Genomic DNA, 18,125 nt, shown 5'->3' on the forward strand with positions numbered 1-18,125 from the left:
TATACCTAAGCCTGCTGTGCACTGATGATCAACTGGTGTTTGATATCACTAACGTGTTCGACAAGCACCTCATTTAGGTGGTAGATCCCGACAGTACCGGTTTGCCCCGATTGATCTAACGGCAGTGGAACAATATTAGATCGTGAAAAGTAATCTGCCATACTCATCGGATAGGGCATGATTGCCGTTGTTGAGCTAAGGAGATCAATACTGGCAGTCAGTGAGTTAATTTCATAAACAATCCGTTCTGATACCTTTTTCCGTTCCCTTTCTAACTGCTTAGGTTGTGGGTTTTCAATAAGGTGCTGGTAGGTTTCTGAATCCGGTGTCACCTGCAGCAAAGGATATAGTTCCGTATCTGCATCCTGTTTTTTATTGACCAGCAGGGGGTGCGATTGATGCACAAACATGGCTTCTTTATCCTGAAGAAGCGGAATGAAAGTGACATTGCAGCGACGTGATAAGCCAACAATCTCATGACCGACGAATAGGTCAATCTGACCATGAACCAGCATATCCATTAGTTTAAGGTGGTTGCCAAATTCAAGCTGGACTGAGATAGAAGGGTTATTGGTACTGTAGTGCTGTAGTGCTTGTTTAACAAACACTTCCCACCAGGCATCGCCGGTACCCATTTTGATCTTTTCGGTCTTCCTTTCTTTTAGATCAGCCATTTTGTGAAGTAATGCATCATGGCGGCGTTGTAGCTCAAGTGCTTGCTCTTGCAGTAGTTGCCCGTACTCAGTCAATTCAACCCCTTTGGACTTGCGAATAAATAAAGGGACATCGAAATTCGCTTCCAGCTTCTTCATGGTATTAGTTAGGGTTGGTTGGCTCAGGCCCAGTTGGTTGGCCGCAAGGCTGATATTCTTAAGTTCGGCGACGACAAGAAACTGTTTGTAGCTTTTATCCATATGACGATGACTTTTCAGGCTGAGAAGATTGGCGACAAGTCTCACATTTATTGATCTTGGTGGGAATCCTGATCCGCTGAAAAATGTGATCCTTTTCTCTTAAAATGGTCATGATATAGAAAATACCTATATCATGAGTGGTTCAAGTTATTTTTAAGTGGAGAAACTTAGGAATATGATATCGGTATTAAAGATATCACTGTTCAACTGAAGCTTGTTTAAGGAGCCTCTGTCCATGAAAGTAACGCCAAAGTGGTGGCACGATGCTGTTGTCTACCAGGTATATCCACGCAGTTTTTGTGATTCCAATAATGATGGCATGGGTGATCTGCAAGGTATCATCAGTAAGCTAGACTACCTCAAAACCTTAGGGGTTAATGTGGTTTGGCTATCCCCTGTGTACCGTTCGCCAATGGATGACAACGGCTATGATATTTCTGACTATCAAGATATTGCCGCGGAATTTGGCTCGATGGAAGATATGCAGCAGTTACTTGCAGAGGCCAAGCAACGCGATATCCGCATCATTATGGATTTGGTTGTAAACCATACATCCGATGAACATCCTTGGTTTACCGAAGCCCGGAAGTCGAAAGATAACCCATACCGGGACTACTATATCTGGCGTCAGCCTAAAGATGATGGTTCGGCTCCGGATGAACAAGGGTCAATCTTTGGTGGCAGTGCCTGGCAGTTTGATGAACTGACTGGTGAATATTACTTCCATTTGTTTTCAAAAAGGCAGCCTGATCTGAACTGGGAAAACCCGAAAGTTCAGCAGGAAGTGCATAAAATGATGAACTGGTGGATCGATCAGGGCATTGGTGGTTTCCGTCTGGATGTCATTGACCTGATTGGCAAGGAAATAGATAAGGGCATTACCGGTAACGGTCCAAGGCTACATCCGCTGCTGCAGGAGATGAACCGAGCAACCTACGGGAGTAAAGATCTGCTTACCGTCGGTGAAACGTGGGGGGCTACCCCTGAAATCGCCAAGTTATTTAGCGATCCGGCGCGTGATGAATTCTCGATGGTGTTCCAGTTTGAGCATATTACCCTGACTTGGGAAAATGGTGACAAGTGGAATCCAATTGATCTTAATCTGCCCGAGTTCAAGAAAGTGCTGACCAAATGGCAGGTTGAACTGGCAGAAGAAGGATGGAACTCACTGTTTTGGAATAACCATGATTTGCCGCGTGTTGTCTCTAAGTACGGTGACGAAGGCCAATTCCGGGTTGAATCGGCCAAAATGCTGGCAACCACCCTGCACATGATGAAGGGCACACCGTATATTTATCAGGGCGAAGAGATTGGCATGACCAATGTCGCGTTTGATAGCATTGATGATTACCGTGATATTGAAACGCTGAACTTCTATAAAGAGCGGACGGAAAATGGCGTATCTCCAGAATCAATGTTGGCAGCCGTTCATGAAAATAGCCGGGATAATGCCCGGACACCAATGCAATGGAGTACTGCACTAAATGCAGGCTTCTCGCAGGCCCAGCCTTGGCTACAGGTAAACCCTAATTATCCTGAGATCAATGTTGAGTCAGCACTGGAAGATCAAGGTTCAATTTTCTACCACTACCAGAAACTGATCCAGTTGCGTAAGTCTTTGCCAGTGATTGTACACGGAGCTTTTGAACCGGTATTTGAAGACCATGAGCAGGTATTTGGATATATTCGCTCAGATGAACAGCAGCGCCTGTTTGTGCTGAGTAACTTTACCGGTGAAGTGGTTACTGTCTCCGTTCCGGAATCATTACAGACCGATCAAGCCGAATGTATTATTTACAACTATGAACCACATCAACAGCTGAATGATACAGTAACACTTAAGCCTTATGAGTCTTTCACGCTATTGCTTTAAGCGCCCGCCTATAGTGATTGTTATTCACGGTTAACGTTATTCGCTGTTTTGGCTCTGTTCAATAGTTGTTTGGACAGAGCCTTTTTTATGAGTAAAGGAAACATGATGCATTATAGGTATGAAGGCAATGATGTTATCTTTGATATCCCAGTACAAGGAAGCCATATTTATTTAATAGGGACATTTAGCAATTGGGAAAAACGTCAAAAGTTTAAGTTCTCAAAATCTGAGGGTAGGTTACATCTAAGAATTACTCGTCAGGTAGTGAATAAAATTGGTAATTCTGGTTATATAGAATATTATTTTTGGGATGAGGGAAAACAACAACCGATCCCCTACGACAATACTCACCCAGCGGGGTATCGCTTCAATAATCAATATAATGGCAGCTACAATTATTTATTGCTTCCGGAAGATATCGCTGAGCTAGAGCTGCATAACATTATTCGACAGAGCGAGAGTTCGTTCCGAATTAAAACGGCATTAGATGAATTTCAATCAGATTGGGAACTTGCTAACTTCAGAGAGGTGCAGGGTGGCAAGTTGGCGAAACATAGCTTATATCGTTCTTATCATCCGGTAGTTCCCTCTAGGTACAACCACCCGCAACTCAAAGATATTGAAACTGAGCGTCAGTACACGGCTATGCAGCTGATTGAGCAGAACAATATCCGTACTGTCATCAACCTTTCAGAAACGGCCCAAGAGTTGGCTGACTTCCTTGAGTACGCCTCGTCGAGTTATTACAAAACGCTATGGCGGCAAGGGCAGGTTATAAATGTCCCTGTTGCTTATGAAACGGTGTATTTCATGTCTGACAGGAATGTGAGTTTCAACCCTGAGGAGCTGGGTTTTCAAGCCGCTATCCGGACGGTGATAAAGCATATTGCCACTAATCCAGCACCATACCATGTGCACTGCCGATTAGGCTCTGATCGAACGGGAGTGATTATCGCGTTTCTGCAGTTGTTTATGGGGGCTGATAAGGCCCAGATTGAGCGCAATTATCTGCAAACGAATGAGATGGCTATCGGAGAGTTCCGAAGTTTTCGTTTGCTTGAGCATGCGATAATCCGGGCGTTGGGGCAGGGCTGTTTTGAAAATAGCCACCAGATTGTTACAGAGTACCTCCTTTCATTGGGCTTGGCTCCGGCTGTTATTAAACAGGCTTACCGACACCTGGCGGATAGTTAGGACCTGTAAAAACAAGCCCGGCAATGCGTTTGCCGGGCTTGTTTAGTTATGAGTGAATCGGGGGCTGGCTACTCTCGGCAGAGAATGGTAATTGACTTGGCGCTCTGCATATACGTCGCCTGGGTTTGCCGGCTACCAATAACAGATTCTGATGTGTCACAGACAATGCTCCACTTGCTGCCCGCTGGTAATCGGTAGCGGGTAGGGATGTTTGAGCTATTGATTAGGAACATCAGTTCTTTGCCGTTTTTATAGAGCCCGAGATACAGGGCAAAGGCTTCAAGACCCTGCCAGTCTTCAGCTGTCATTATCTGGCCGTTTGAACGCTGCCAATAGATACGATGGTGGCCGCGATCAGGGCCACTAAAAGCACGTATAAATGGGCTCATGATACGCTTTCTGGCTTCAATCATATCGGCCAGCCAGGTTTTGAAGTTGCTGTCAGCGTTTGATAGTTCCCAGTTGGCCCAACTGATCTCATTATCTTGGCAGTAGGCATTGTTATTACCGCCTTGTGTATGAGACAAGAGGTCGACAGCAAGTAAGTGAGGAATACCAAAACTGAATAGCAGGGTTGTCATTAGGTTACGTTTTTGGCGCTCTCGCTTATACCGTACTGACAGGTTGTCTGTCTCACCTTCTACACCGTGGTTAAACGAGCGGTTATCGCCGTGACCGTCACGGTTGTTTTCGCCGTTGGCATGGTTGTGCTTATGGTTGTAAGACACTAAATCCCGCAGGGTAAAGCCATCATGGTAGGAAACAAAATTGACTGGAAGCTTATCTGGCCAGCCACCTGCACTGAACAGATCACGAGAGCCCATCAGCCGGGTTGCAAATTCCTTGACGTTATTTTTGTCACTTAACCAATAACTTTTGACGGTATCGCGGAATTTATCATTGCACTCGTTCCATCCACGAGGAAAATGCCCAAGTTGGTAACCGTCAGGGCCGACATCCCAAGGCTCTGCGATTAGCTTCACTTTTTGTAAAACCGGATCTTGGGCGATGGCCTTGAAGAAGGCACTTTGGGGATCAAACCTGTGTCCATCACGTCCTAGTGTGGCGGCCAAATCGAAGCGGAAGCCATCAATTTGATAATGGCTTACCCAGTGTCGAAGCGTATCCAATACTAAATTCAGGCTTGGCTGATAGGTAAGGTCAACCGTATTGCCACAACCTGTGTAGTTAAGGTAGTCCTTATTGCTATCGAGGAGGTAGTATTTTTTATCCAGACATTTTAAATGGAATTGTGGGCCGCCTTCTCCACCTTCTGCGGTATGGTTAAACACGATATCCATAATGACTTCAATGCCGTGTTTGTGTAGCTCTCTCACCATGGCTTTCATTTCTGAAACGGCATCATTTATCGCATAACGCGGCTCAGGAGCCATAAAGCATAGGCTGTTGTAGCCCCAGAAATTGACTTTATCCATTTTGAGCAAGTGCGGTTCAGACATACAGGAAGTGACTGGCAGCAACTGAAGGCTGGTGATCCCTTGCTCTTTATAGAATTCAATGGCTTTGGGGTGGCAGAGCCCGAGGTAGGTACCCCTATGTTGTTCTTCTATATGAGGGTGAAGCTGGGTAAAGCCTTTAACATGGGTTTCACACAATATTGTTTCTTCGTAAGGGACTTGCGGGGGAAGAGTGTCTTGCCAGTCAAACTGATGGTCGGTAACGACAGATTTGGCAAACTCCCAGCTTTGTTCAGCACTGAATGGCTCTACATAAAAAGGTGTCTTACTGAGCGCTTGTGCGTATGGGTCGAGAACGAGCCTTTCTTTACCTTTGTCATTTAACTGGTAGCCGTACAGTTGTCCGGCTTTAATGCCAGGAACAAACGTGTAACGCATCCCCATGTATTGTTGGTCGAGCTCAATGGTTGTTTTTTTATTTTCATCATTGAACAAGACTAATTTTATTTCTTTGTTCTCTGGGCAGTAAATAGAAAAATTACAACCTTGATCACATAATGTAGCCCCTAAAGGAAATGGTTGAGCTAATTTAGCGAACATTTTGTACATCTCTTTGCTTATTTCACATATTTATATGCCCTATTAAATCGGGAAAATTCCACCAGTCAAGAAATGATTTTTTTGATAAAAGTAAAAATTAAATTCAGTAACTAAATATTTCACCATTATTTGTATTAAGTGACTGGCATCTTACTTTTCTTTTGTGTTTCGTATTTTTATTACAGCTTTACGCCTGATCTTCGTGAGGCGCATCACGAAACACCTCTACACCCTAATTACTACGCCCCTCTACTCCTCCCTACTACCCCCGGTATTAGGATGATGTGAAAGACTGAATGAAAGCTGAATATGAGTCCCGAAAAGGTTGCTTGATGACAGCCAGCACAATAATTAAAAGGGACATTCCTATGAAACACAAGTTAGTACCTGTAGCAGCGGCTTTACTAACCGCACTAGCTTCCGCCAACGTAGCAGCTGAATCAGCAACAGATGTGATTACTGATGGCTGGGAAGTACACGGCTACGGCTCTATGAACTACCGCCTAATCGACGGTAACACTGATGCTACAACTTTTAGTAAAGGTGACTACCACGTAGCAGGTTCTTCTGCGACAAGTGAAAGTACGAACCAAGTTGAATTTGTGATTAAGAAGCACACGGAATACGGTAACGGCACTTGGTCTAACTTCAATGTTCGTTCTGAATTCGGTAATGGTAACTCTTACGCTTACTCATCGTCTGGTAACCAGAAAAACAACACTGATTCTCAGTTTGAAATTAAAGAAGCTTTTGTTGAAATCGGTGCTCTGCCATACCTTGGCGATGACTCTGTAGTTTGGGCTGGTCAACGTTTTCTAAACCGTTCTGCGGGTATCCTTTCTGGCGAATTCTGGAAGCAGTCATCTGGTGTTGGTGCTGGTTTCGAAACTAAGCTAGCTGGTCACAAATTTGGTATCGCAGCAGTCTCTGCAGACCCTAAAAATACTGTAAATGACACAAGTCTTGAGCGTAAGACTCGTACATCTGTAGATTTCTACTACTACGGTGTAGATGTTGGTATCGGTAGTCTAGATTTCGATGCGAAATTGATGACGCAAGACAAAAATGACTCAAGTGCTGCAGACGAAGCTGAATCAGGTGTTGGCCTTTCTGTAACGCTTAACACTAGCTACTACGGCTTAGACGGTTGGTCGCAAACGGGGATCGCTTACGGTACAGGTATGGCTACAAACCGTGGTGTTAACTTCGGTGAGTGGAACGACACATTCCTAGAAGATGACAAGTCTCTATTCATCACATCTTACGGTGTATGGAATGTATCTGACAATCTTCAGCTAGGTACAGAATTCACGCATTGGGAAATGATTGAAATTGGTGCTTGGGGCCTAGACGATGGTGGTTCGCGTACCATGTTTGCAGCTCGTCCATCATACAAGATTAACGACAACTTCCGCTTTGAAGTAACTGCATCTTACTCTATGGAGAAAGCAGAGCAATGGCACGATGAAGATGGTTCTTGGGTATTCGTAGAAGCGGCACCAATCTTCACTGTTAACGCTGACTACTTCGGTCGTCCACAAATCAAGCCATACGTTGCTTACATGACTGCGTTAGAAGATAACGTGGGTAACAAGGGCATTGACGGCGAGAAAGATGAAACCGTGTTCGGTGTTCACGCTGAAATCTGGTTCTAAGCTAATCAGTGTTAAAGGCAGCCCAAGGGCTGCCTTTTTGAGTATATATCTATTGGTTTCTGCTGTAGATTGAATCGGATGTGAATAGATATATGCCCGAAAAGTGTTGTAAAGGGATGGGAGATCAAAAATGAAAATAATTAAAACCACACTTGCTGCTTTGCTTGCTGCAAGTTTGATTGGCTGTGTTTCGACTCCTTCTACAGAGGCAGTGAAAGACGTAACGGTAACAGCCCCGGCTTGTTGCAATGCTTTCAGTGAGTTCTCCTGGGTTCCGATGCAAGGAAATGAAATTGATGTTGTAATTGATGGCTACTCACAGGTGGGTCAGTTTGCTGAAGGGAAAAGCTACTTTGCGGCGTTTGCTTTACCTAATAATGTTGAGCGCATGCGCATTGATTTAAAAAGCTGGATGAAATCAACGGGGGTGTTTGCACCCAAGGTTGTTTTGTTAGATCCACAATTTGAAGTAGTGAAAACCATCGAGCTTGATGAGTTTGACGTTAAATTGTCTGATATGTTTAGGCTTTCGAGCTATCAGCATCGTTTTGAGATGGAAAGGGAAACAACACCTTATATGGTGGTATATTCACCTTTGGACTATCGAGAAGGTGAGATTGAAATCCCTCACCCAGAGCGTATTCGAGCAGAGGAGCTTGGCCTAGCTCGCCCGATGGTGATTGATCCGGTGATCCAGCATCAGAAGTTTGGTTCGCTAGAGTTAGACCTGAAGCCACTAAACCTGCGTTCATACCGCGCGGATGAAGCCGTTGCCTCTGTGCCCGTTTCTCAAGCCACAGCGGCTGTTGTGGCACCAGTACCTGTTGCTGCTGCGGTGTCGACACAAGCACCTACCGTAGAAAAGGCAGCTACTGCCACAACTGCACCAATGCTGCCTGAAACCGAGGCTTTCTATAATGCCCAAATCAAGGCTGCTGTTGAAAAGAATGATATGCACAAAGCACTTCAGTTGCTAGAAGAAGCGAAACGTGCGGGCTCAAGCTCCGCTGAAGCTACCTTTGTTCAATTAATCAAAAAGTAAACACTATACGGGCAGATACTCATCTGCCCGTTCTTATCTCTTTCAATTTCTTGTTATAAAGCCTTCTGAGTTCACTATTTATGACTGAATTAACTAAATCAAATGTACCTGGAAAGTATGTTGTCTATCAGGTATTCACCCGTTTGTTCGGCAATACCAAGACCACCAATAAGCCATGGGGTACGTTGGAAGAAAATGGTGTCGGTAAGTTTAACGATTTTACTGACAAAGCATTAAGTGAGATCAAGCAACTGGGTGTGAGCCATATTTGGTACACCGGCGTGCCGCATCATGCTTTGGTAAGAGACTATCGTGAGTTCGGGATCGAGGCGGATCACCCCAGTGTAGTAAAAGGGCGGGCAGGATCGCCCTATGCGGTGAAAGATTACTATAACGTTAACCCTGATCTGGCCGTTGATCCTGCAAACCGTTTAGAAGAGTTTAAAGCGCTTATCGAACGCAGTCACCGCCATGGGCTGAAGGTCATTATTGACATTGTGCCAAATCATGTTGCCCGGCGTTACCAGGGGCTGACAAACCCTGCCGGTGTCGAGGACTTTGGTGCGTCCGATGATCTGACGGTTGAATACCACCGTGACAATAACTTTTACTATATCCCAGGAGAAGCATTTAAAGTACCGGAAGCCGAAAATGATTACCTGCCGCTCGGCGGGGAGCGACATTCCGATCTAGATACTCCCTATCAGGAGTTTCCGGCGAAATGGACGGGCAATGGTTCGCGCCTGGCTCAGCCACAGTTTGATGACTGGTATGAAACAGTTAAAGTGAACTATGGCATTAAGCCGGACGGCAGCAAAGATTTTGATGAACTTCCGCAAGGTTTTGATAGGCAAGATCACATGGCTCACTTTGAGTTTTGGCAAGGCAAATCAGTGCCGGATTCTTGGGTGAAGTTCCGCGACATTGCCTTGTACTGGCTTGATCTAGGGGTTGATGGGTTCCGTTATGACATGGCTGAAATGGTACCGGTCGAGTTCTGGAGCTATATGAACTCATCGATCAAGCAGGCAAATCCAGATGCATTTTTGATGGCAGAGGTTTATCAACCTGATTTGTATAGAGACTATATCCATTTGGGAAAAATGGACTACTTATACGATAAGGTAGACTTGTATGACACACTGAAACTGGTGATGCAGGGGCGTGGTTCTACCAATGCTATTGTTGAAGTTCAGCAGCAATTGACGGACATTGAACACCATATGCTGCACTTTTTGGATAACCATGACGAGCAGCGAGTTGCGAGTCCAGAGTTTGCGGGTGATGCCAAGAAAGGTAAACCTGCCATGTTGGTATCTACGACCCTCAGTACCTCACCAACTATGGTTTACTTTGGTCAGGAGGTGGGCGAGGCAGGTGCCGATGATGCTGGCTTTGGCCTGAGCTCTCGAACGACCATTTTTGATTATTATGGTGTGCCTAACCATCAACGTTGGATGAACGACGGTGAGTTTGATGGCGGATCACTGACCGATGAGGAGCGTGATCTTCGTGATTTCTACCAGCGCTTGCTGACTTTTTCATTAAGCAGTCCTGCCGTGGTGGGGGAATATCAAGAAATCCACAGCTATAACCGTGAACACAGTGCTAGCTATAATGATCAGCTGTTTTGCTTTAGCCGTTTTGACCAAAAGCAGAAGCTACTGATTGTGGCCAATTTTGCCGATAAAGATCAGGGTAGGGTTCAGATTAAACTCCCTGCCTCGTTGGTTGATTGTTGGCAGTTGGTGGATGGGGAATATTGGCTTGCTGAGCAGTTATACGGCCAACAAGTTGTAAAACTGTCTGTTACCAACGGGGAAGGTGAATTGCATCTGATGCTTTCGCCACTGGCATCACTGGTTCTTCAGTTGGATTAAAACCGCAAGACAAGCATATATGCAGAATAAAGCCGCTAACTTTAGCGGCTTTATTGCATTCTCAGACTGTTCTGTACCGAGATTATTTTTTGGATGGATAAGGGTCACTAGTCGGAAAATACGGTGTGCACCATCCACGGTCTTCGATGTACCAAGTGCAGTGTCCCGAAGCCATCGCCACGTTGGCAAAGAATAAGCTGATGGCAATAAGTAGAGCTTTCAACTTCATCATTCTTCTCCTGATCAAAGTGAGCATTGCATACATATAGAACACATTCTTTTGTGATTTATTGCACAAAAGCCTTCCGATTGGATTTAATTTTAGTCGTAAAATATTTTTTCTGATGTCATTTTTCTGATTTTCTATAATCAGGAAAAGTCACGGTTTGTGTTTGTTTGCTGGCTTATATTATGTGAATGTTTGTTTTTATCGGCGTTTGATATGTTTTTTGCTTATGTGAGGTTTTTATTAACAAATTATTTCAATAAGCCATGTATCATTTGACCTGATAGCCTAAGAAATATTACTGTTAAATGGTAAATGAAAGCTATTTTGGTTGGTTTGTGCTGTTTTTTTTGTGCTTAGAAGTGCAAGCGCACTAATTTCACCATTTCTAATGGTTAACTATATTTTGTCTCGACTATTCATCAGCTCAGCATTTCTAGCTTGAGCTCAACGGGAAGGTTAGGAGTTGTGTATTGAGTAGTGAACTAATAATGCTTGGTATGGCTATCTTGGTTGCGATTGGCATCTTGCTTCATCAGCCGTCGAAAACAATAGGTGTGCCTTCGTTGCTGATTTTTATGGGTGTCGGCCTAATGTTCGGTAATGGTGAGTTTGATTTTGTCTACGATGATCTTGAGCTGACGTCTTTCATTGGTTCTATGGCATTGAATGTCATTGTGTTTGTCGGCGGTCTAAATACCTCAAAATCGAGTATTGCCATTGCATATAAAGAAGGCGGGATGCTATCTACCGCAGGAGTGCTGCTAACAACAGCTATCTTGGGAGGGCTCCTATACTTCATTCTTGATTTTGATCTTCTGACTTGTATGTTGTTTGCAGCGGTAGTGTCGTCAACTGATGCCGCAGCCGTCTTTTCGATTTTGGAATCCAAAAAACTCAAGCTAAAAGAGAGCACAGATACCGTGCTTGAGTTTGAATCGGCGACCAATGATCCCGTGGCATTGCTATTGGTGGTGATCCTTACTGGCATGTTGGTGAGTAGCGGGCAGCCGATGGGAGCCGCTGATATCGGAATGGAGCTGGCGCAGCAGATTGTTGTAGGGCTGTTGTTTGGTTATCTAGTGGGTGTTAGTGGCGTAAAGTTGTTGAACTGCATCAAGCTTGAAGAATATGGCTTGATCCCTGTGTTCATTCTAGCTTGCTTTATCATAGCAGCTTACGGTAGCCATATACTGGGCGGTAATATTCTCATCGCTTCTTATGTGTCAGGCGCCGTGATCGGCAATATGCTACAGCGTGGAAAGGAAGTGAGTAAACACTTTTTTAATAGCTTATCTTGGCTAGCTCAAGCATTGATGTTTATCATTCTCGGTTTACAGTTTTTTCCCAAAGCGTTACTTGGTGACCTATGGGTAGCGATTATTCCGGCTTTGGTGTTGATGTTTGTTGCCCGTCCTCTGGCGGTATTTATCAGTTACCTGCCTTTTAGAGGGGTGAGCACTAAGAAGAAGGTATTCATTTCGGCGATTGGTTTGAAAGGGGCAACACCGATTGTCTTTGCACTGATCCCAGCGTCGGCTGGCGTGCAGGGCGCACAGTTGATGATGCATATGGTATTTTTTATCGTGTTGATTTCCGTTATAGCCCAAGGTTGGGCGATAGAACCGTTGTCTAATAAGCTGGGCTTGAACCAGAAAGATTAGCTTCTATTGTGACTGGGTTTGAAACGGTCATGGATATTACGGCGAAGGTTTTCCTTCGCCGTTTTTGTTTTGGGCCAACATAATGTGTTCAGTTTCACATAGTTGAGTAAAACAGACAGGGGGCGTAGGGCGGGGGATGATGCTCATCAGCCTAGGGGGGGGGAGAATGCGTCTGTTCATAAAAATTACAATGGAAATCAACTATGAAACGTGTTCTGAAAACTCTGACCCTTTGTTCTCTAACAACAGCACTGGCTTTTCCTATGGCAGCTTCGGCTATGCAGGAAGGTGAAATTCTTATTTGGATTAATGGCGATAAAGGCTATGACGGCCTGGCTGAAGTGGGTCGCCAGTTTGAAGAAGACACCGGTGTTAAAGTTAATGTTCAGTACCCTGAATCTCTAGAAGCAAAATTCCAGCAAGTTGCTGCGACAGGCGGCGGTCCGGATATTATTTTCTGGGCGCATGACCGCTTTGGTGGTTATGCAAAATCAGGTTTACTAGCAGAAGTTAAGCCATCGGAAGAGTTTAAGCAGAAGTTAGTTGATTTCAGCTGGGATGCGGTGACTTATGAAGGTAAGTTAGTGGGTTACCCTGTTGCTGTTGAGTCTCCATCTCTTATCTACAACAAAGATCTATTGCCTGAAGCACCTAAAACATGGGAAGAACTGTATGCTATCGAGAAGCAAATGCAGGCGAAAGGCAAGAAAGCCATCATGTGGGATGTGAAGAATGCTTACTTTACGTGGCCAATGATTTCGGCTAACGGTGGCTATGCCTTCAAGAAGACGGCAACCGGTTTTGATGCTAAACAAGTTGGCGTGAACAGCGAAGCTGGCATCGCTGGTTTGAGTTTCTTGCTTGATCTGGCGAAAAAAGATGTTATCTCTCCAGATATGGATTATGCAGTGTCAGAATCCGAATTTAACAAAGGCAATGTTGCGATGACTATTAACGGTCCATGGTCATGGGGCAACCTTGAAAAATCAAAAATTAACTACGGTGTAGCGGTACTGCCTACATTAAATGGTGGGGCATCGAACCCATTCGTTGGTGTCTTGAGTGCTGGTATAAACTCTGCTAGTCCAAACCAAGATCTGTCGGTTGAATTCCTTGAGAATTACCTACTCACTAATGAAGGTCTGAAGATGGTCAACGACGATAAACCGCTGGGTGCTGTAACCCTGAAATCATTCCAGAATATCTTGTCGAAAGACAGCCGAATTGCGGCAACCATGACCAATGCTGAAAATGGTGAAATCATGCCTAATATTCCTGAAATGACGGCGTATTGGTTTGCCGAAGGTGCTGCAATTGAAAATGCGCTGCTAGGTCGCCAAACAGTAAAAGAAGCGCTAGATACAGCTGTTTCTCAAATTAAAAAATAAGCAGGTTGTGAGCCTATAACAGGCTGTAACCATCGATTCAATGCGCAGGCCTGGTCTGCGCATTGTGCTTTCTGAATGACCTATTTTGGCGTTGAATATAAAGCAGATTGCTATATCTCTTACTGATAAGGAACACAAGTGAACGGGTTAGCGAAAGCTCCATATAATGAGCAGTTATACGTTAAAGGTACCTTTAATGGATGGGGGGATGATACCCCAATGTCTTATCTTGGCGACGGGGATTATCAGGCGGTAATTTGCCTTTCGGCTGATCAGCATAGTTTTAAGATCTCTGATCAGCAGGGTAGCGAGCAACTAACGTTTTCTGCGGATAAGTATAAAGCAGTATCGTGTGCGGAGGATCAGGCCCAGCCTCTGATCTCTGCGAAGGGTATTGGCAATGATTTGACGTTCTTGGCACCGGAAACGGGGTTGTATACGATCTCAATGAGTGTTGTTGATGGTTCGCCATCATTGATGATCTCTCGAGGTGGTGAGAATGCCGAGTCTGAGCCTAGCCGTGATCTCGTTCAGGCTGAGTTTTCTATTCAGTCGGTAACACGACAGTTACATGCTAAAGCAGAACCCATACTTGCACCCCAAACGCTGTTCGAACAACTTGCAATCAAAGTTAACCAAAGCGCACCGTTTGTATTTGGCGATAATGTCGACGGTTACTATGAAGGTGTAACACACGGCTATGTTGCTGCAGGTAAATACCGCCATAAGCAGGGTTGGTACCTAGGGACTTTTGCTTCGTTTGTTGATGGTATAATCAATGACAGAAATAGTGCCCCTGAAGCTGATATTCTGCCATATGGTGCGACGCACAAGTATGCCAACCGTGCGACAGATACATTTATGCTGTTTTCCCAACAGCGATCAGCAGCGTTAACCGTCACATCAGAGCAGGCCAAGACACTGGCGATTGTGCCTCAGCTTAACCTGGCAATTAATTCCTCGTCTGTATCGACTTTCGATAATGGGGTGGTGTATGCGATTGATCCGTCTTTACGGCAGGAAAAAACGCCATCATTTATCGCGCTTTGTGCCAATAAGTCTTTTCGCTTTAAAGAAGCCACTTTCACCGAACTGCCGGCGCTGAATGATGTGATGCATCTTAGCGGCAACCATGTCAAACCGGTGATTGAAACACTTCAGCCTGAAACCAGTATTACGCTTTATCTTGCTTTTGCGGAGACAGAAGCCGAAGCAATCGCACAGGCGAACCAATTGCTGGAAGTCGATGGTTACACCCAACACCTTCAGCAAACGTACGATATGCTGACTCAGTCCTATTTATGGACTTCCGATCTTGAATACAACCGGGCGCTGATGTGGGCAAAGGCCTCAGGCAAGGTGTTTGTTTCGCATGAATTCGGTATGGGGATCTGGGCTGGCTTGCCTTGGTTTAAAGATTGCTGGGGGCGCGATTCCTTTATTGCGCTGCCAGGTATCACACTTGTCAACGGTGACTTCGGTGATGCCAAAACCATCATTGATAACTTTGCTTCGATGCAGCTCACGGACAAGCAGAGCCTTAATTACGGCCGGATCCCGAATCGGGTCACCAGCCTGACCAATATCATCTATAACACTACCGACGGCACGCCCTGGATGGTCAGAGAAGTATGGGACTATTTGCGTTATAGCGGCGATTTCGAGTATGCAAAATCCATTTACCCGGTGGTACAAACCTATATTGATGGAATCGAGAGGAATTACCTGGACCAGTATGGCCTGATGACTCACCGAGACCCTGATACCTGGATGGATGCTAAGTTGGAAGGGAAGTTGCCGTGGTCTGCCCGGGGGAACCGTGCCAATGACATTCAGGCGTTATGGTATACCAGTTTGAAAGTGGCAGTCGAATTGGCTCGGCTTAACGGTGATGCGAAGGGCGAGAATCATTATCAGGCCTTGGCTGATAACGTGCAATCGAGTTTTCAGTCACTGTTCTGGGATGAACAACAGGGGATGTTGGCAGATCGCCTCCGAGAAGATAATAGCCGTGATTTGCAAGTGCGTCCCAATCAGTTGATGACATTGACTGTGCCCTTTGACAAAGGGTTAGTCGATACCGAAGTCGGTGCCCAAGTGGTGCAAAAGGCGGTTAGCGAGTTGCTGTTTCCGTGGGGGATCACTTCGTTGTCACAGCATGATCCTGACTTCCATCCGTATCATGCCAACCGGGAGGAGTACCATAAGGATGCGGCTTACCATAATGGTACCATTTGGGGGTGGAATGCGGGCTTTACCGTATCAAGCCTGATCCAATATGGGTATGCAGATTTTGCCTATAAACTAACGAAGAACTTATCGGAGCAAATTCTCTCAATCGGCCACCGCGGAGCAATGAGTGAGAACCTGGATGCCTTCCTCGATGTTGAGGGTAAACTGACAACGACAGGTACCTATGCGCAGGCATGGTCGGTGTCTGAGTTTACCCGTAACGGCTATCAGGATTACCTTGGTTTTTCGCCGAATTTGCTAGCTGGTAAAGTGACGCTTTCGCCTTGCCTGCCTGCACAATGGCAGTCATTCCATGCGGTATTGCGATTTGGTCAAGCCAATGCGCTTAATGTGTCTTTTGAAGGCCACCTAGATGGTGCTGAGGTGTACCACCTAGAGTATCAGCAAACCGCAGGGGAAACGCTTGAACTGGTTCTGACGGCTAATGATAAAACCAAGTATCTGCTACAGGTTGGATCTAATATGTTACCGGCAACAGTGAAATTTAACCCGCTTTGCGCCGAAGCTGAACTTAACGGCAAGAGTGTGGCGCTAACCTGTATTCAGCGTAGCCATCAGGCTCTGATTGGTCATTTGGAATTTGCCAAACCCGAAGTCGATATTGCTTTTCCGGTGCTGCAAGAAAGCCATGTGCTGCAACAGCGTGTCGAGGCGAGTGGATTAGCCAAGGCTATTGATTAGAGCTGGACGAAAAACTCAATAAGCCAATGAAAACGCTGCTCTGTGAGCAGCGTTTTTGTTGGTTGTTGCTATGTGAATGCTAGGCATATTGCATATCTTGAGTGATAGCGCGGGATGAGCAACAAGGTGTTATCAAGCTAGGTATAGTTTTACCTTTCATTCATCAGTCACTATTTTTCCTTCTATCGAGTAGGGGTCGCTGTCATCATAGAGGTGCTTATCACCCCTTAGTTTTATCACCTTCGCTTCAAGCGATTTAGCCTCCTGATAGTTACCTTCCTGATAAGCCAAATAGATCTGTTGTTCGATATCTTCGATTCTGTCATGGCTGCTCATGTAATGATCCTCCATCAAAGATATTTATAGGTATACGCCGATTGGATGGTGCTGGTATCCGAATCAATGACCACCTGCAAGATTAAGTTTAGGAGGGATGGTGGCCAACCTCCACCTTATTACAAAGCTATAAATGGGTTAACAGCAGTAAAACTGTTTTACCATTTCAGGGTATCGTCTTGCCCAGGCACTTTCACTGTGCACGGCATCGTTGTCTACCCGCAAGCTGCAGCTTATTTTGTTGCTCTTGGCCTGAAGTTGCTGGTGGATGCGCTTGGCACCATCAAGATAGAGAAAGGGAAAATCGGGGATTGAATGATCACTGGTTTCAGCGGTGCCGATATCCATGTAGATATTAAGAGGATATGTGATAGAAGTCTGGTTAAGATAGTCACTGATTGGAGTTTCTGCGAACCAGAAGGCAGGAGAAAATATTCCCACGTTGCCAAAGACTGCTTGGTATCGAAGGGAGCTATATAGACTAATTAAGCCGCCCATTGAGCTGCCGGCAATGGTGGTGAATTCACGCTCTAACTGGGTTCGATAATGCTGATCGATATACGGTTTTAGGGTCTCGGCAATAAAGGCGCTGTAGGCTTCACCTTCTCCCCCCATAGTTTGTTTAATATCACTCCAATCACTGAGTTCCGGCGGGGGATTAAATGGCCATGGAGAGTATTCGTCCATCCGTCCCAAGCCATTCTTAAGAGGGCTGTTATCGACGGCGACAAGAATAACACCATCGGTTTGGCCCTGGCTCTGCATGTCGTCGAGATGCTCTGCGGCTTGCCAGCTCATTCCTGAAATACAGAGTGCCGGCTCGAAAACATTCTGGCCATCATGCATATAAATAACGGGATACGTTTTGTTGCTGGTGTGGTAGTCCGAGGGTAAGTAGATCCGAATGAGGCGCTGTCGACCTAGCTGGGGGATCTCAAAATCAGGTATCAGAATCATTCGGTCTGGATCATAGTTTTTGATACGGGCATCAAGCGTCATGT

Annotated in this window: 12 protein-coding genes; 8 read left to right on the forward strand and 4 right to left on the reverse strand. The window is 45.3% G+C overall.

Features of this window, described 5'->3' with window-relative positions:
* Positions 1–5: 5 nt before the first annotated feature.
* Positions 6–914: a LysR family transcriptional regulator gene (locus AC51G0_RS26475; protein WP_496302552.1), complete on the reverse strand. Its 909-nt coding sequence runs from the start codon at positions 912–914 to the stop codon at positions 6–8.
* A 235-nt stretch (positions 915–1,149) separates the two neighbouring features.
* On the opposite strand from AC51G0_RS26475, the gene AC51G0_RS26480 reads away from it, so the two are divergent.
* On the forward strand, positions 1,150–2,787 hold the full coding sequence (locus AC51G0_RS26480; protein WP_496302553.1) for a glycoside hydrolase family 13 protein: 1,638 nt from the start codon (positions 1,150–1,152) through the stop codon (positions 2,785–2,787).
* Positions 2,788–2,874: 87 nt separating this feature from the next.
* Positions 2,875–3,981 carry a tyrosine-protein phosphatase gene (locus AC51G0_RS26485; RefSeq protein WP_496302554.1) on the forward strand — a complete coding sequence of 369 codons (1,107 nt, stop codon included), beginning with the start codon at positions 2,875–2,877 and terminating at the stop codon, positions 3,979–3,981.
* Between the two features lie 68 nt (positions 3,982–4,049).
* Here the strand turns inward: AC51G0_RS26485 and glgX are convergent, their stop codons facing one another.
* Positions 4,050–5,999, reverse strand: coding sequence for a glycogen debranching protein GlgX (gene glgX, locus AC51G0_RS26490; RefSeq protein WP_496302555.1), 1,950 nt, complete (start codon positions 5,997–5,999; stop codon positions 4,050–4,052).
* Between the two features lie 368 nt (positions 6,000–6,367).
* On the opposite strand from glgX, the gene AC51G0_RS26495 reads away from it, so the two are divergent.
* From AC51G0_RS26495 to AC51G0_RS26520, 6 genes are all read left to right on the forward strand, one after another.
* Positions 6,368–7,654, forward strand: a complete 1,287-nt coding sequence (locus tag AC51G0_RS26495) for a carbohydrate porin (RefSeq protein ID WP_496302556.1) — start codon at positions 6,368–6,370, stop codon at positions 7,652–7,654.
* A gap of 130 nt (positions 7,655–7,784) precedes the next feature.
* Positions 7,785–8,696, forward strand: a complete 912-nt coding sequence (locus AC51G0_RS26500; RefSeq protein WP_496302557.1) for a MalM family protein — start codon at positions 7,785–7,787, stop codon at positions 8,694–8,696.
* A gap of 80 nt (positions 8,697–8,776) precedes the next feature.
* A complete protein-coding gene (locus AC51G0_RS26505) occupies positions 8,777–10,576 on the forward strand; it encodes an alpha-amylase family protein (protein WP_496302558.1) in 1,800 nt (599 codons plus the stop codon).
* A 699-nt stretch (positions 10,577–11,275) separates the two neighbouring features.
* Positions 11,276–12,466 (forward strand): potassium/proton antiporter, encoded by a 1,191-nt coding sequence (locus tag AC51G0_RS26510; protein WP_496302559.1) that lies wholly within the window; start codon positions 11,276–11,278, stop codon positions 12,464–12,466.
* A 203-nt stretch (positions 12,467–12,669) separates the two neighbouring features.
* Positions 12,670–13,854 (forward strand): maltose/maltodextrin ABC transporter substrate-binding protein MalE, encoded by a 1,185-nt coding sequence (malE, locus tag AC51G0_RS26515; RefSeq protein ID WP_496302560.1) that lies wholly within the window; start codon positions 12,670–12,672, stop codon positions 13,852–13,854.
* Between the two features lie 138 nt (positions 13,855–13,992).
* The gene (locus AC51G0_RS26520; protein ID WP_496302561.1) at positions 13,993–16,788 is read left to right on the forward strand and encodes an amylo-alpha-1,6-glucosidase; all 2,796 of its coding nucleotides are present in this window, start codon (positions 13,993–13,995) and stop codon (positions 16,786–16,788) included.
* Positions 16,789–16,944: 156 nt separating this feature from the next.
* Here the strand turns inward: AC51G0_RS26520 and AC51G0_RS26525 are convergent, their stop codons facing one another.
* A complete protein-coding gene (locus AC51G0_RS26525) occupies positions 16,945–17,124 on the reverse strand; it encodes a hypothetical protein (protein WP_496302562.1) in 180 nt (59 codons plus the stop codon).
* Between the two features lie 138 nt (positions 17,125–17,262).
* On the reverse strand, positions 17,263–18,123 hold the full coding sequence (locus AC51G0_RS26530; protein ID WP_496302563.1) for an alpha/beta hydrolase: 861 nt from the start codon (positions 18,121–18,123) through the stop codon (positions 17,263–17,265).
* Between the last annotated feature and the right edge of the window lie 2 nt (positions 18,124–18,125).

The organism is Photobacterium sp. HL06, from assembly GCF_059552575.1.